Origin of the sequence: Solirhodobacter olei (genome assembly GCF_004010155.1) — a bacterium.
Lineage (GTDB): Bacteria > Pseudomonadota > Alphaproteobacteria > Rhodobacterales > Rhodobacteraceae > Solirhodobacter > Solirhodobacter olei.
Map to the genome: position 1 here is coordinate 1 of NZ_RRYH01000017.1, position 15,718 is coordinate 15,718.

Annotated in this window: 13 protein-coding genes; 8 read left to right on the forward strand and 5 right to left on the reverse strand. The window is 68.5% G+C overall.

Features of this window, described 5'->3' with window-relative positions; translation table 11 throughout:
* Positions 1 to 454: 454 nt before the first annotated feature.
* A complete protein-coding gene (locus tag EIP85_RS12760) occupies positions 455 to 700 on the forward strand; it encodes a hypothetical protein (protein WP_127902576.1) in 246 nt (81 codons plus the stop codon).
* Positions 701 to 1,139: 439 nt separating this feature from the next.
* On the opposite strand, the gene EIP85_RS12765 is transcribed toward EIP85_RS12760, so the two are convergent.
* On the reverse strand, positions 1,140 to 3,425 hold the full coding sequence (locus tag EIP85_RS12765; protein ID WP_127902577.1) for an adenosylcobalamin-dependent ribonucleoside-diphosphate reductase: 2,286 nt from the start codon (positions 3,423 to 3,425) through the stop codon (positions 1,140 to 1,142).
* A 104-nt stretch (positions 3,426 to 3,529) separates the two neighbouring features.
* On the opposite strand from EIP85_RS12765, the gene EIP85_RS12770 reads away from it, so the two are divergent.
* Positions 3,530 to 3,967: a DUF1489 family protein gene (locus EIP85_RS12770; protein ID WP_127902578.1), complete on the forward strand. Its 438-nt coding sequence runs from the start codon at positions 3,530 to 3,532 to the stop codon at positions 3,965 to 3,967.
* Positions 3,968 to 4,267: 300 nt separating this feature from the next.
* Here the strand turns inward: EIP85_RS12770 and gltX are convergent, their stop codons facing one another.
* Complete coding sequence (gltX, locus tag EIP85_RS12775; RefSeq protein ID WP_127902579.1) at positions 4,268 to 5,590, reverse strand: glutamate--tRNA ligase; 1,323 nt, start codon at positions 5,588 to 5,590, stop codon at positions 4,268 to 4,270.
* Between the two features lie 76 nt (positions 5,591 to 5,666).
* Here gltX and EIP85_RS12780 point away from each other — a divergent pair, with 76 nt between their 5' ends.
* Positions 5,667 to 6,083 (forward strand): metallopeptidase family protein, encoded by a 417-nt coding sequence (locus EIP85_RS12780; protein ID WP_127902580.1) that lies wholly within the window; start codon positions 5,667 to 5,669, stop codon positions 6,081 to 6,083.
* A 76-nt stretch (positions 6,084 to 6,159) separates the two neighbouring features.
* On the forward strand, positions 6,160 to 7,116 hold the full coding sequence (locus tag EIP85_RS12785; protein WP_127902581.1) for a trypsin-like peptidase domain-containing protein: 957 nt from the start codon (positions 6,160 to 6,162) through the stop codon (positions 7,114 to 7,116).
* Positions 7,117 to 7,137: 21 nt separating this feature from the next.
* Here the strand turns inward: EIP85_RS12785 and EIP85_RS12790 are convergent, their stop codons facing one another.
* Complete coding sequence (locus tag EIP85_RS12790; protein ID WP_127902582.1) at positions 7,138 to 8,796, reverse strand: NAD+ synthase; 1,659 nt, start codon at positions 8,794 to 8,796, stop codon at positions 7,138 to 7,140.
* Positions 8,797 to 8,933: 137 nt separating this feature from the next.
* Here EIP85_RS12790 and EIP85_RS12795 point away from each other — a divergent pair, with 137 nt between their 5' ends.
* On the forward strand, positions 8,934 to 10,493 hold the full coding sequence (locus EIP85_RS12795; RefSeq protein WP_127902583.1) for an MORN repeat-containing protein: 1,560 nt from the start codon (positions 8,934 to 8,936) through the stop codon (positions 10,491 to 10,493).
* Positions 10,494 to 10,496: 3 nt separating this feature from the next.
* On the opposite strand, the gene EIP85_RS12800 is transcribed toward EIP85_RS12795, so the two are convergent.
* Positions 10,497 to 11,174 carry a helix-turn-helix transcriptional regulator gene (locus EIP85_RS12800; protein ID WP_127902584.1) on the reverse strand — a complete coding sequence of 226 codons (678 nt, stop codon included), beginning with the start codon at positions 11,172 to 11,174 and terminating at the stop codon, positions 10,497 to 10,499.
* A gap of 394 nt (positions 11,175 to 11,568) precedes the next feature.
* Here EIP85_RS12800 and EIP85_RS12805 point away from each other — a divergent pair, with 394 nt between their 5' ends.
* Both EIP85_RS12805 and EIP85_RS12810 read left to right on the forward strand, forming a co-directional pair.
* Complete coding sequence (locus tag EIP85_RS12805; protein WP_127902585.1) at positions 11,569 to 12,429, forward strand: DMT family transporter; 861 nt, start codon at positions 11,569 to 11,571, stop codon at positions 12,427 to 12,429.
* A gap of 408 nt (positions 12,430 to 12,837) precedes the next feature.
* A complete protein-coding gene (locus EIP85_RS12810) occupies positions 12,838 to 14,421 on the forward strand; it encodes a 2-isopropylmalate synthase (RefSeq protein ID WP_127902586.1) in 1,584 nt (527 codons plus the stop codon).
* Here the strand turns inward: EIP85_RS12810 and EIP85_RS12815 are convergent.
* Positions 14,351 to 14,869, reverse strand: coding sequence for a VOC family protein (locus EIP85_RS12815; protein WP_127902587.1), 519 nt, complete (start codon positions 14,867 to 14,869; stop codon positions 14,351 to 14,353). The two genes, EIP85_RS12810 and EIP85_RS12815, sit on opposite strands and share 71 nt — an antisense overlap.
* 99 nt (positions 14,870 to 14,968) lie before the next feature.
* Between EIP85_RS12815 and EIP85_RS12820 the strand changes: the two genes are divergently transcribed.
* The gene (locus EIP85_RS12820; protein WP_127902588.1) at positions 14,969 to 15,667 is read left to right on the forward strand and encodes a helix-turn-helix transcriptional regulator; all 699 of its coding nucleotides are present in this window, start codon (positions 14,969 to 14,971) and stop codon (positions 15,665 to 15,667) included.
* Positions 15,668 to 15,718 lie beyond the last annotated feature (51 nt).

A 15,718-nucleotide genomic window follows, 5' to 3' on the forward strand; every position in this document is an offset into this window, starting at 1 on the left:
CTTGCCCGAAACTCCGCTCATTGTGGGCTTCCTTTCTTGGTGTGGGCTTGCCAAGCCGAGGCCTGAGTTGGCGCCTTCGCTCTCTGAGCCACAAGGCCTAACGGGCTATTCTACGCTAATGACGTTGCCGAACTGCCGCATAGAAACTGATCAGGGAACCACACCGGACGGCTTCACTGCTCCAAGTTAGACGCCACCGAACAAGCTTCGCAGCGGCACGAATGGGGCATCGGCCAACTGCGAAACCTGTCAGCCTCCGACATGACCAGGTGGCATGGTGCCCGTGTCAGCGAGTTGCTCGCCGGGTTTAATCGTGCCTTTTAGGTCCGAGGCACGTTGCGCGTTTCAGACCGCGCGGGAGCACCGACTGGGCCTACATCCTGAGGAGTTCGGGCTGGAGCGGGACATTTGCGATGTCACCCTCTGGCTTATCGCAAAATTCCGGGTTTCTCTGGTGCTCCTGTACGTCCACCGGCATTATACGGACCGAGGCCGGGAAATCGCCGGCGTCACGGTGATGGCGGCCTCCAAGACCCTCAATCCGCTGGCTCTGGCCGCACGTGACGCGTTTCTTGCACTCGGTTACACGATCGAAAACACCCACACGGATACCTACGAATATCCGCTCTGTAATGGCAATCACTCGAGCCACGAGACATTGGCGGCGTACGATCGTATCGAGAAGGCCTTACGCATGTAGCGATCAACATGAAGGCGCGATAGGATCCCGATCAAAGGGCGGCGCAAGCCGCCCTTCCTCGTTTCTGGGCATTAGCCGCGCCGCAAAATAAGGCCTCCACGCTCAGGGCAGATCACTGGGTCCACCAGCGTAAAATCTGCACATCGGGCCGCCGCCTCTTCCTTGTCTTTCATACACTGAACCCGAAACCCCGAAGTTCTCGCGGTCCGCGCCCCAAGAACCCCATCAGAAATTTGAATAGCGCTTGAGGATCATGAATTCGCACCCTAAGTCCATCGGGACAGAGGTGAAACCTCCGCTCGATCCAATCGAGACAAAAGATTTGAGAAATCCTGCCTTTCGAGCCGATTGGCGTCTTTTGCCTGTAAAATTGCCATTTCGACCCCGCCAGTGGCTAAGATTTGGTAGTCAAAATAAAATAACACCCGCGCCCCGCGCCTCAGCCGCATTTCGAATAGCCGCAGTTGGCGCAGGTCATGCAGCCCTCGACCATCCGCATCTCGTAGCTGCCGCAGCTCGAGCAGGCCTTGCCGCGCGGTGCGCCGGCGGGGGGCGCGAGATCGGCCGTCGGGTCGCCCTTCAGGCCCAGCCCCTCGCCCTCGATGAAGCCGATCTGGATCAGGTGCCTCTCGATCACCCCGCCGATCGCCGCCAGGATGGAGGGTACGTATTTCCCCTGCATCCACGCCCCGCCGCGCGGATCGAAGACCGCCTTCAGCTCCTCCACCACGAAGGAGATGTCACCCCCCCGCCGGAACACCGCCGAAACCATCCGCGTCAGCGCCACGGTCCAGGCGAAATGCTCCATGTTCTTGGAGTTGATGAAGACCTCGAACGGCCGCCGCCGCCCGCCCACGACGATGTCGTTGATGGTGATGTAGATCGCATGCTCGCTGTCGGGCCACTTCAGCTTGTAGGTCGCCCCTTCCAGCTCTTGCGGCCGGTCGAGCGGCTCGGAGAGGTAGACGACCTCGCCCAGCGCCGCCGCCTGCGCCTGCTGCGCCTCCTCCGCCGGGGTCGCCTCGGCCTTTTCCGACACCGCGAGAACCGAGCCCGTCACGTCGTTCGGCCGGTAGGTGGTGCAGCCCTTGCAGCCCTGGTCCCAGGCCGCCATGTAGACGTCCTTGAACGCCTCGAAGCCGATGTCGACCGGGCAGTTGATGGTCTTGGAGATCGAGCTGTCGACCCACTTCTGCGCCGCCGCCTGCATCTTCACATGCTCCAGCGGCGCCAGCCGCTGCGCGTCGACGAAATAGTCCGGCAAGGGCTCCTCCCCGAACTTCTCGCGCCAGAGGTTGACGGCGTAATCCACCACCTCCTCCTCGGTGCGGCTCCCGTCCTTCTGCAGCACCTTGCGCGTATAGGCATAGGCGAAGACCGGCTCGATCCCGGAGGAGACATTGCCGGCGTAAAGGCTGATCGTCCCCGTCGGCGCGATCGAGGTGACGAGCGCGTTGCGGATGCCGTGCTCGGCCACCGCGGCGCGGATGTCCTCGTCCATCTGGCTCATGTTGCCGGAGGCGAGGAAGCCCTCGGCGTCGAAAAGCGGGAACGCCCCCTTCTCCTTCGCCAGGTCCACCGAGGCGAGATAGGCCGAGCGCGCGATGGCCTTCATCCAGCCCTCGGTCACCGCCGCCGCCTTGTCCGACCCGTAGCGCAGCCCCAGCATCAGAAGCGCATCGGCAAGCCCGGTGACGCCAAGCCCGATCCGCCGCTTCGCTTCCGCCTCGGCCTGCTGCTGCGGCAGCGGGAAGCGGCTGGCGTCGACGACATTGTCCATCATCCGCACGGCCGTGCGCACCAGGTCGTCGAGCGCGGCGAGGTCCATCTCCGCCCCGGCCTCGAACGGCTGGGTGACGAGGCGGGCGAGGTTGACCGAGCCCAGCAGGCAGGCGCCATAGGGCGGCAGCGGCTGCTCGCCGCAGGGGTTGGTCGCCGCGATGGTCTCGACGTAGTTGAGGTTGTTCATCGCGTTGATGCGGTCGATGAAGATCACGCCCGGCTCGGCGTAATCGTAGGTCGAGCGCATGATCCGGTTCCACAGGTCCCGCGCCTTCAGGGTGTGATAGACCTTGCCGTCGAAGACCAGCTCCCACGGGCCGTCGGCCTTCACCGCCGCCATGAAGGCATCGGTGACGAGGACCGAGAGATTGAACATGCGCAGGCGCGCCGGATCCTGCTTGGCCTCGATGAAGCTTTCGATATCCGGGTGGTCGCAGCGCATCGTCGCCATCATCGCGCCGCGGCGCGAGCCGGCGGACATGATGGTGCGGCACATCGCGTCCCAGACATCCATGAAGGACAGCGGCCCCGAGGCATCCGCCGCCACCCCATGCACCGCCGCGCCCCGCGGCCGGATGGTGGAGAAGTCATAGCCGATGCCGCCGCCCTGCTGCATCGTCAGCGCGGCTTCCTTCAGCTGGTCGAAGATCCCGCCCATCGTGTCCGGGATCGTGCCCATGACGAAGCAGTTGAAGAGGGTGACGGAGCGCCCGGTCCCCGCGCCGGCGGTGATCCGCCCGGCCGGCAGGAAGCGGAAATCCTCCAGCGCGGTATAGAATTTCTCTTCCCATTTCGCCGGCGCCTTCTCGACCGAGGCGAGCGCGCGGGCGATCCGCCGCCAGCTGTCTTCCAGCGTGGCATCGATCGGCGTGCCATCGGCATCCTTGAAGCGGTATTTCATGTCCCAGATCTGCTCGGCGATCGGGGCGGCAAAGCGGGTCATCGGGGAATCCTTCGGGCTTTGGGCAGGGCTCTCCACCATACGCCTTGCTCTCCGCAACCGCTAGCCTAAGTTGATCGTCAAAACCCACCATCTAGAGCAATCCCGTGGCCGATTCCGATTATGTCAACCTTCTGAAACTCTGCGTCGGCGCCGATGCGGTGGAAGATCTGATCGACTGGCAGGACCGCCGCCGGGCAGAAACGCCGGGCTGGGAGACCTGCCACGTCACCCGGATGTGGCCGAAGCGAGAGGCCGAGGTACTGGCGGGCGGATCGCTCTACTGGGTTTTCAAGGGCCTAGTGCTGGCGCGTCAGCGCATCCTGCGGCTGGACGAGCGCCGGGGGCAGGACGGGATCCTGCGCTGCGCCATCATCCTTGATCCGCAGGTGATCCGCACCGAACCGCAGCCCCGCCGCCCGTTCCAGGGCTGGCGCTACCTCGACCCGGCCGAGGCCCCGCGCGACCTGAACGTGAACCGGGAACGCGAGGACAGCCTGCCCCCGTCGCTGGCCGCCGCGCTGGCCGAGATCGGCGTTCGCTGAGCCTTAGGCATAGCGCCTCGGCCCGAGCCAGCTGCACACCCTCAGCTTTTTCCTGGCCCAAATACTCCCTTCGGCCCGAAAGAGCGTCGCGCAGCGACGCCGGGCCAGCGCCCGTCCGCCCCCAAGGGCGGGCGCTACTGGTGAGTCCTCATTCCGGCAAACCGAAGGGGGCGATTAAACCATAAACGGACAGACCGGCAGCGCCGCCAGCGCCCACCCGCGGACGAGCCCCGGCCCTCCTCAGCGTAGGGTGCGCATTCATTGCGCACCACCACCCCGACCACCCCGCGCGGGAACCGCTCACCCCTGCCCCGGCACCTTCTGCAGCAGCGGCATCAGCTCGGCCATCTCCGGCCCGTGGTCCATGCCCGTCAGCGCCCGGCGCAGCGGCATGAAGAGGCCCCGCCCCTTCCGCCCGGTCGCGGCCTTCACCGCGGCGGTCCATTCGCTCCAGCTCTCCGGCCCCCAGGGCCGCGGCGGCAGCATCGCCAGCGCCTCGGCGACGAAGGCCTCGTCCTCCGGCGCGACCATCGGCTCCGCCCCGTCGCGCACCAGCGCCCACCAGCCGTCGAGATCGCCGAGCACGCCGATGTTGCCCTTCACGACCTCCCAGAACCGCTCCGCCTGCGCCTCGGGCACACCGATCCCGGCCAGCCGCCCGGCCACGGCCGCGAACGGCAGCGCCTGCACATAGGCCCGCGTCAGGGGCTTCAGGTCGTCGGCGTCGAACTTCGTCGGCGCCGCCCCGAAGGTGGAGATGTCGAACCCCTCGATCAGCTCCTCGATCGAGCCTGCAAGCTCCACCGGCTGCGACGAACCGAGCCGCGCCATCAGCGACAGAAGCGCCATCGGCTCGATCCCCTGCGCGCGCAGGTCCCGCAGGCTCAGCGTCCCCAGCCGCTTCGACAGCGCCTCTCCCTGCGGCCCGGTCAGCAGGCTGTGGTGGGCGAAGCTCGGGGCCTTGCCGCCCAGCGCCTGGATGATCTGGATCTGCGTCGCGGTGTTGGTCACATGGTCCGCCCCGCGCACCACATGGGTGATCCCCATGTCGCTGTCGTCGACCGAGGAGGCGAAGGTATAAAGCACCTGCCCGTCCGCCTTGATCATCACCGGATCGGAGACCGAGGCCGCGTCGATCGAGATCGGGCCCAGGATCCCGTCCACCCACTCGATCCGCTCCTGGTCGAGGAGGAACCGCCAGTAGCCCGGCTTCTCCGCGCGCAGCGCGTCCTTCTCGGCGTCGCTCAGATGCAGGCCGGAGCGGTCATAGACCGGCGGCTTGCCCATGTTGAGCTGCTTCTTGCGCTTCAGGTCCAGCTCCAGCGGCGTCTCGAAGACCTCGTAGAACCGCCCCTTGGCGCGCAGATCCTCCGCCGCCTCCTCGTAGCGGCCGAGGCGGGCCGACTGCCGCTCGATCCGGTCCCAGGTGATCCCCAGCCATTCCAGGTCCTGCAGGATCCCGTCGATGTATTCCTGCTTCGAACGCTCCTGGTCGGTGTCGTCCAGACGCAGGATGAACGTCCCGCCGGACTTTCGCGCGATCAGGAAGTTCATCAGCGCCGTGCGCAGGTTGCCGACGTGGATATAGCCGGTGGGAGACGGGGCGAAACGGGTGACGGTCATGGGCTTGCTCCTGTTGGCCCCGCTCTTTCACAAAGGCCCGTGCTTGTCCATATGAAGGGGCGGGAGGGCACGCGCCATGGCAGACGAAACCGGCTGGGCCGAGGTGCCCGCCCCCGACGAAGCCGTGATCGAGGCGCTGGCCCGCGCGGCGCTGGCCACCCTGCCCGCGGCCTTCCGCGCGCGGGCCGAGGCCGTGGCCCTCCGCATCGCCGACCTCGCCCCCGACGAGATGCTGGAAGAGCTGGGCCTGGATGATCCGTTCGAGCTCACCGGCCTCTACGACGGCATCCCGCTGACGCAGAAATCCGTCCTCGACCAGCCCGACGGCCCCGATACCGTCTGGCTCTTCCGCCGCGCCATCCTCGACGAATGGGCCAGCCGCGGCGACGTCGCGCTCGGCGATCTCGTCGCCAATGTGGTGGTCCACGAGATTGCGCATCACTTCGGCTGGTCCGACGACGACATCGCCAGCATCGACCGCTGGTGGGAGTGACGCCAGCATTCCCCCCGCGCCCCCGCATTCCGTGCTATGCTAAGACGATCGAGGCCCTTGCACGAGGCACGCGGCCATGCGCCGAGCCCGATCAAGCGCGATCCTGGGCCTTCTGGCCCTCCTCGCCGCCGCCCCCGCGACGGCCCGGCGTGCCGCGCCGCCCGCGACTCCCGCAACCGAGCCCGCCCTCCCGCTGATCCGCGTCAACATCGTCGGCTCCCGTCCCGACGGCACGCCCGATGATCGCCGCGGCACGCTGGACGGGCTGCGCGCCGCTCTCGGCCTGTCCCCGGCGGAGGCAGAGCGCATCCGAGCCTCCACCGGCATCGTGCTCTGCGCCGAGGAGGGCGAGGCGATGCGCCCGCTCGCCTCCGGCGTCCTCGTCGGCGACGGCGCCGCCATCGCCACCGCGGCCCATGTCCTGCGCGACCCGAAGAAGGACTGGGCGCCGCTCCCCGCGGGCAGCCGCTGCCTGTTCCGCACCCAGGCAAAGCCGGCGGAAACCGTGCCGCTGCGCATCGACGCAACAGAGGTCCTCGGCTCTGGCGGGCGCGACAATTTCTGGGATCCGAACGATTACGCCGTGGTCCGCCTCGCGCACCCGCTCACCAACCCGGCTGCGCAGGGCTTCCCCATCGCCGCCGCACCGGTAGCAGAGGGCACGCCGGTCCTGCTGATCTCCGGCTTCCAGAGCGATCTGGTCGCCAAGCTCGGCCTCGCCACCCCGATCGCCCAGCGCGCCCGGGTGGAGACGGCCGACCCCATCGAGGGCAACGCCCCCCGCGCCATCTACCTCGCCGGCGCCATGGACACCGGCGGCTCCGGCGGCGCGATGCTGGTGCGCAGCCACGGCAGCCTCGCGCTGGCCGCCATCGTCTCCTCCACCGGCAATATCAGTCGCAACGGCTTTCCCTTCAGTCTCGCCATGCGCAGCTTCGTCCGCGTCATCGCGGTCGAAGGAACGTTCCGCTCGGCCGTGGAGGCGCTGACGCTGGCCCGCCTCCTGCCCGCGCCGGAGGCTCCGCACCCCTGAGCCGCGCCCCCCCGGCCCGGCTCAGCTCTCGTCGCGCCAGCGGTTGACAATGGGGTAGCGCCGGTCAAGCCAGAAGGCCCGCGTGGTCAGCCGCGTCCCCGGGGCCGCCTGGAACCGCTTCCACTCGGCGCCGTAAAGCAGCCCCTCGACCTTCTTGACCACCGCGCGCTCGAACCCGGCCGCCACGATCTCCGCCACCGACTGCTCGCCCTCGATCAGCCGCTCCAGGATCTCGTCCAGCACCGGGTAGGGCGGCAGCGAATCCTCGTCCTTCTGGTCGGCCCGAAGCTCCGCCGAGGGCGGCTTTTCGATCACCCGTGCCGGGATCACCTCGCCTGCGGGACCCTTCATCCAGTCGCGATGTTCGCGGTTGCGCCAGCGGCAGGTCTCGAAGACGCGGGTCTTGTAAAGGTCCTTGATCGGATTGAACCCGCCCGCCATGTCGCCGTAGATCGTGCAATAGCCCACCGCCACCTCGGACTTGTTGCCCGTGGTCAGCAGCATCTCCCCGAACTTGTTCGACAGCGCCATCAGCAGCAGCCCGCGCAGGCGGCTCTGGATGTTCTCCTCGGCCACGCCCTCGGCCGTCCCGGCGAAAAGATGCGCCAGCGCGCCGCCCACCGCGGCCTTCGGCCCGGCGATGGGGACCTCGTCCAGCCGGCAGCCCAGCGCCCGCGCCACCGCCGCCGCATCCTCCAGCGAATGGGGCGAGGTGAACTCCGACGGCAGCATCACGCAGCGCAGGTTCTCCTGCCCCACCGCATCCGCCGCGATCGTGGCGACCAGCGCCGAGTCGATCCCGCCCGACAGGCCCAGCAGCACCTTCGAGATCCCGCTCTTGCGCAGGTAATCCCGCAGGCTCAGCACCATGGCGTGGTAATCCTGCTCCCAGTCGTCGGGCTGCGGGGCCAGCACGCCGGGCAGCGCCCGCCAGCCGTCCGGGCCCAGCTCGAAATCGACATGGGCGACGGCCTCCTCCATCGCCGGAAGCTGCACGGCGAGTTGCCCGCCCGGGTTCAGCACGAAGCTCGCCCCGTCGAAGACCTGGTCGTCCTGCCCGCCCACGGCGTTGAGGTAGACCAGCGGCAGCCCGGTCTCGACGACGCGCGAGACCATGAGGTTCATCCGCAGGTCCATCTTCCGCCGCCGGTAGGGGGACCCGTTGGGAATGAACAGAACCTCCGCCCCGGTCTCGGCCAGCGTCTCGGTCACGTCGTCGAACCAGGCATCCTCGCAGACCGGCGTGCCGATCCTGAGCGGCCCGATCCGGTAGGGGCCGGAGATCGCGCCGGCCTCGAACAGACGCACCTCGTCGAAGACATCGTCATTCGGCAGGTGATGCTTCAGCACACGCGCCACCACCTTGCCGCCGGACAGGATGTGATAGGCGTTGTAAAGCGCCCCGCCCTCCCGCCAGGGCGCGCCCACGCCCAGCGCCGGGCCCTCGGCACAGTCGGCGGCGAGCCGCTCGACGGCGCGCATCGCGTCCTCGGCAAAGGCGGGTTTCATCACCAGATCCTGGGTCTGGTAGCCGGTGACGAACATCTCCGGCAGCATCACCAGTTGGGCGCCCGCCGCACGGCCCTCCTCCCAGGCTGCCCGCACCTTGGCGCAGTTGGCCGCGATCGCGCCAACGGTCGGGTCAAGCTGGGCGAGCGTCAGGCGAAAACGGTCGGTCATGCGGGGTCCCTTCGATCCGGCAGAGGTTCTAGCATGCCCCGCGGCAAGGGAAAGCCGATAGATGGCGAAACGCTTGTCAGCCTCCGGACCCTCCACTACCCTTCCGCCGCGCCCTCCGGGGGGGCTGAATAAGAACAATGGACGGGGAGCGTCACGTGGCGGAATGGTCGAAAAGGATCGCGCGGGCCGCGCGTCGGGCCGGCATTGCGGCGGGCGTCGTGCTCCTTCTGTCCGGCGCGGCCGTGGCGCAGGACGTCGTCACCAAGCAATACGACGACGGCGGCGTCTACAAGGGCACGTTCAAGGACGGCAAGCAGGACGGCACCGGCACCTACACGCTTCCCAACGGCTATTCCTACACCGGCCAGTGGAAGGCGGGCGAGATCCAGGGCCATGGCACCGCGCATTTCCCCAACGGCTCGGTCTATGTCGGCACGTTCAGGAACGGCAAACCCGACGGCAAGGGCCGGCTGACCACCGCCGACGGCACCACCTATGACGGCGACTGGAAGAACGGCCAGATGACCGGCCAGGGGGCGGAGCATTTCGCCAACGGGATGACCTATTCCGGCCAGTTCAAGGATGGCCAGCACGAGGGGCAGGGCAAGCTCGAAAGCCCCGACGGCTACGTCTACGACGGCACCTGGGTAAAGGGCGTCCAGCAGGGCAAGGCGACCATCACCTACCCCAACGGCACCACCTATTCCGGCGACATCGTCGACGGCAAGCGCCAGGGGACCGGCACGCTGACCATGCCCGACGGGCTGACCTATGTCGGCCAGTGGAAGGACGGCCAGATCAACGGCACCGGCAAGCTGACCCAGCCGAACGGCGATGTCTACGAAGGCACGCTGGCCGACGGCAAGCGGCAGGGCCAGGGCAAGGTCACCTACAAGAACGGCGACACCTACGTCGGCCAGTTCGCCAACGACAAGCGCGACGGCACGGGCACCTTCACCGGCCATGACGGCTACAAGTACACGGGCGACTGGAAGGACGGCCGGATCGAGGGCCAGGGCACCGTCACCTATGCCGACGGCTCGACCTACACCGGCAGCTTCAAGGACGACAAGGCCGACGGTACCGGCAAGATCACCTACAAGGACGGCTCGACCTACGAGGGCGACTGGAAGGCCGGCCAGATCGACGGCCAGGGCACCGCGACCTATGCCAACGGCATCACCTACACCGGCGGCTTCAAGGACGGGAAGAACTCCGGCCACGGCGTGATGACCTATCCCGACGGCTACAAATACGATGGCCAGTGGGCCAACGGCCAGCGGAACGGCCAGGGCACCGCGACCTATCCCGACGGCACCGTCTACACCGGCGATTTCGTCAACGGCCAGCGCGACGGCCAGGGCACGCTGACCATGAAGGACGGGTTCAAATACGTCGGCGGCTGGAAGGCCGGGCAGATGGACGGCCAGGGCAAGGCCACCTATCCGAACGGCGACACCTACGAGGGCACCTTCGTCAAGGGCAACAGAAGCGGCCAGGGCACGATGCATTACGCCGGCGGCCAGACCCAGAGCGGCCACTGGGTGAACGGCAAGCTCGACAATTCCGCAGGCGGCGCGGCGGGCGATGGCGCGGCCGCCCCCAGCGGCACCACCACCGACGGCACGACCAGCGGCACCACCACGGGCGGCACCTCTGACGGCGGGGGCAGCAACAGCTCCATCACCGGCGACTGAGGCCTAGCGCGTCTCCACCGTCAGCGCGCGGTACTCCGCCTCCCACCGCGCCCGCAGCGCCGCGCCCTGCCCCGCAAAATCCGCCTCCAGCCGGGCGGAGGCGAGGATCCGGTCCAGCCGGAAATGCCGGAAATCCCCGCGAAGCTCGCACCAGGCGGCGAGCATCGCATTGTCGGCGTAATAGATCAGCACCAGCGGCCGGACCACGCGCCGGGTAAAGCCCCCGCCCGCGTCGCGGTAGCTGAGCGCAAGCTTCGCCTCGGCCCGGATCGCCTGCCGGATCAGCGCCGGATCCACCCCCGCCGAAGGCTCCGCCCCCCAGCTCGAGGCGATCAGGTGGTCGGCGCTCCGCGTCGCCCCGCTCAGCTTGCGCGCCGCGCGCAGGCCCGCCTGCCACAGCCCCTCGTCCCCGGTCCGCGCGATCATCGACAGGCCGATGATCACCGCCTCCGCCTCGTCCTCGTCGAAGTTCACCGGCGGCAGGTCGTAGCCGCGCCGCATGACATAGCCGACGCCCGCCGCCCCCTCGATCGGCGTGCGCATCGCCTGCAGCGCCGCGATGTCGCGGTAGATCGTGCGCCGCGACACCTCCAGCGCCGCGGCGAGATCGGCCGCCAGCACCGGCCCGCGCGCGGCCCGCAGGATCTGGATGATCTCGAACAGCCGAGAGGTCTTCGCCATGCCCTCCCCCGGGGATGCAGGCTGCTGACACCCAGTTGGCAGCAGGGCCCCGATACTGTCGCAGCAGCCCGCCCCGCCGCAACGGAAAAGACCATGGCCTCCCAGACATCCCCCGGCCCGAAACAGCGGGCAAAGCCCGCCGGGCCAGCGCCCGTCCGCCCCGTCGCGCCTTTGGCGCGCCACTATACATCGGCACGCCTCTGGCGTGACGGCGGGCGCTTCTTGGACCTCACCACGCGAGATCACTTAGGGGGTTCTTTAAACCATAAACGGACAGACCACCCCCGCCGCCAGCGCCCACCCGCGGAAGGTCCCTGCCCCTCCTCACCGCGAGCTCCGTAGGGTGCGCATTCATTGCGCACCTTCCCGCCACCCGCACCCCAAAGGCCCCGCCATGCCCCTCGCCGACCGCACCCTGGGCCGAGCCCTCGTCCTCTGCTCCGCCCTCACCTTCTCCTCCGCCGGGACCTTCACCCAGGGTCTCGCCGCCGGGGCGTGGCAGATCGTCTTCTGGCGCGGCCTCGCCGCCGCGCTTTTCACGCTGGCCTGGCTCGCCCTCACCGGCCGCCTCGCCGCCGAGGCGCGGGCCTTCCGCGCCAGCGCATGGGCCGCCACCCTCGCCGGGGCCTCCGGCACCGCGGCCTTCATCGCCGCCTTCAAGCTGACCGACATCGCCAGCGTGACGCTGATCTACGGCACCTGCCCCTTCGTCACCGCCGCCCTCGGCTGGCTCTGGCTTGGCGAGCGCCCGGGCCCCCGCGTCCTGCTGGCGAGCCTCGCGGCGCTTGCGGGCGTACTCACCGCCGCCTCGGGCAGCCTCGGGGGGATCGGCCGCGCCGGCCTGCCCCAGAGCCTCGCCGGCGACCTTCTGGCCTTCTGGATGACGCTGATGATGGCCTGCCTGATGCTGGTCTACCGTCGCTGGCCGAAGACGCCCGCCGCCCTGCCCCCCGCGCTCTCCCAGTTCCTGCTGCTGCCGCTGTCGCTGACCTTCGCCCGCCCCGGGGCGCTGCCCTTCGGCCCGGTCGCCGTGCTACTCGTCTTCGGGCTGGTCTTCGCGGTGGCCTCAGTCACCCTCTCCGCCGGCGCCCGCCGCCTGCCGGGGGTGGAGACGGCGCTGCTCTCGACGCTGGAGCTGCCCTTCGCGCCGCTTCTCGCCTTCGTCGCTCTCGCCGAGGTCCCGGCTCCCCGGACCCTCCTCGGCGGTGCCATAGTCCTCGCCGCCGTGATCTGGTCGCAGCTACCTTCAAAGTAACCCCCGGCCCGAAGCAGCGGTGCGCAGCACCGCCGGGCCAGCGCCCGTCCGCCCCGCGAAAGCCCGTTGCGCGAACCGCCCTGCCACCGTCCCGAAATACGGCACGTTTACGGTGTCAAAGCGGTGCCGAAGCTGTGCTGAATCGGCACCCCGATTTTCCAGCCCTGCCAAGCCCTTACGCCCTCCGCCCCCGGCCGGCCAAATTCATCCTTCCCTTTTGCCGAATCGTCCCTATAGTCCCGACCCATGTCACGGGCGACGATCATCTCTCTTCCCGCGGGGCCGCTCGGCCTCCTCTCCGCCCGTGGGCTCCTGCTCCTTAGCTGCCTCTGAGCGTGCCCAAGGGCGCGACCGCTCGGAGGTAAACAGCGCCCGGGAGCCAGAGACAAAGCCAGAGAGACGAGAGCCATGACCGACCAATCCAAACCCGACGCCAACCGCGTTCTGATCTTCGACACCACGCTGCGCGACGGCGAGCAATCGCCCGGCGCCACCATGACCCATGACGAGAAGCTCGAGATCGCGGCGCTGCTCGACGAGATGGGCGTGGACATCATCGAGGCCGGTTTCCCGATCGCCTCCGAGGGCGATTTCGCCGCCGTCTCCGACATCGCCAAGCAGGCGAAAACGTCGGTGATCTGCGGCCTCGCCCGCGCGAACTTCAAAGACATCGACCGCTGCTGGGAGGCGGTGAAGCACGCCAAGCGCCCGAGAATCCACACCTTTATCGGCACCTCGCCGCTGCACCGCGCCATCCCCAACCTCGACATGGACCAGATGGCGGAGCGGATCCACGACACCGTGACCCACGCCCGCAACCTCTGCGACAACGTGCAATGGTCGCCGATGGACGCGACCCGGACAGAGCATGACTACCTCTGCCGCGTGGTCGAGATCGCGATCAAGGCCGGCGCCACCACGATCAATATCCCCGACACGGTCGGCTACACCGCCCCGCGCGAAAGCGCCGACCTGATCCGCATGCTGATCGAGCGGGTGCCCGGCGCGGACCAGATCGTCTTCGCCACCCACTGCCACAACGACCTGGGCATGGCGACGGCCAACGCGCTGGCGGCGGTCGAGGCGGGTGCCCGGCAGATCGAATGCACGATCAACGGCCTGGGCGAACGCGCCGGCAACACCGCGCTGGAAGAGGTGGTGATGGCCATGAAGGTCCGCCACGACATCATGCCCTACGACACCGGCATCGACACGACGAAGATCATGAACATCTCCCGCCGCGTCGCCGCCGTCTCGGGCTTCGCGGTGCAGTTCAACAAGGCCATCGTCGGCAAGAACGCCTTCGCCCACGAGAGCGGCATCCACCAGGACGGGATGCTGAAGAACGCGCAAACCTTTGAAATCATGCGCCCCGAGGATGTCGGCCTCGCCGCCACCAACCTCGTCATGGGCAAGCATTCCGGCCGCGCCGCGCTGCGCGCGAAGCTCAAGGAACTGGGCTACGAGCTGGCCGACAACCAGCTGAACGACGCCTTCGTCCGCTTCAAGGCGCTCGCCGACCGCAAGAAGGAAGTCTACGACGACGACCTGATCGCGCTGATGTCGGAAACGGCCTCCGTCGCCACCTCCGACCACCTGCAGGTGAAGTTCCTGCGCGTGATCTGCGGCACCGAGGCGCCGCAGTCGGCCGATCTGACGTTGACCGTCGACGGCACCGACAAGCAGGTGACGGCGACCGGCGACGGCCCGGTGGACGCGACCTTCAACGCCATCGGCCGGATCTTCCCGCACACAGCCCGCCTTGCCCTCTTCCAGGTCCAGGCGGTCACCGAGGGTACCGACGCGCAGGCCACTGTCATCGTCCGGCTGGAGGAGGACGGCAAGATCGTCACCGGCCAGTCCTCGGACACCGATACGGTCGTCGCCGCGGCCAAGGCCTATGTCGCCGCGCTCAACAACCTCATCGTGCGCCGCGCCAAGTCCAAGCCCAACTCCGATGTGAAATCGGTGAATTACAAGGACGCGGGCTGATCCCCGCGTCTCGGCTGCGCCCGGCCCTCCGGGCGCGGCCGATCCCGCGTCGCCGCCCCGAGAACCGCGCGAGCGCCGCCTCCGAGACCGGCTGGTAGAGCGCCACCACTGTCCCCTCCGGATCGCGGAACTGGCAGGACAGATTGCCCCAGGGCATCATCTTCGGCGGATGGACGACCGTGCAGCGCGCCTTCAGCCGGGCGAAATCGGCCTCCACATCCGCGCTCTGGAATTCGAGGATGGCAGATCGGTTGGCCTTCGGCTCCGCGCTTCCCTCGGCGAAGGCCGAGACTGTGGCGGCCGAGCCGATGGCAAGCGTGGCGCCCTCCGTGACGATCTCGGCGAAGACCGGGGCGAGCCACTCGGCCCTGACGCCGGTGACGTCCTCGTAAAAGGCGACGACGGCCTGCACGTCTTCCGCGATCAGGCGGGTTGATGCGAGTCTCATGAATCTGGCCTTTCCTGCTCCGGGGCCCCTCGCCCCGTCGCGGGCCTTGTGGCATGGCCCCACTGCCAGCATCCTGTCAGCAGGAGTCATGGGGATCCGATGCGCCGCGCCGACCGCCTGTTCCAGATCATCCAGATCCTGCGCCGCTCGTCCCGCCCGGTGACGGCGGCCGCCATCGCGGCGGAGCTCGAGGTCTCCTCCCGCACCGTCTACCGCGACATCGCCGACCTCGTCGGCCAGCGCGTCCCGATCGAGGGGGCGGCGGGCTTCGGCTATCTCCTTGCCGAGGGCTACGACATGCCGCCCCTGATGCTGACGCCGGACGAGGTCGAGGCCGCCGTTCTCGGCGCGGGCTGGGTGGCCGACCATGGCGATGCCGAACTCGCCCGCGCCGCGCGCGACCTTCTGGCCAAGATCGCCGCCGTGGTACCCGGCCACCTGCGCCCCTTCATCGCAGAGCCGCGCATCGCCACGCCGCCCCCGCGGCCGCAGGCGGCGCCCGCGCTCGACCCGGCCCGGCTCCGCCTCTGGCTGCGCGAAGGCTGCAAGCTGCGCCTGACCTACCGCACCGGGGACGGCCGCGAGACGGAGCGCACCGTTTGGCCGGTCGTCCTGGGCTACGCCGAAACCAGCCGGCTGCTGATCGGATGGTGCGAACTCAGACAGGACTTCCGGCACTTCCGCCTCGACCGGGTGACGGCGGCCGAGGCGCTGGCCGAGCGGGTCCCGCTGCGCCCCTGGGTGCTTCGCCGGCGCTGGCTCGACTGGCGCGCCAGAGAGCGCGGCGCGGCTCCCTGAAACACGCTACACGAAGCTGTGGCGGAAACGCGCGCGGCGGGGCGGCGTCGC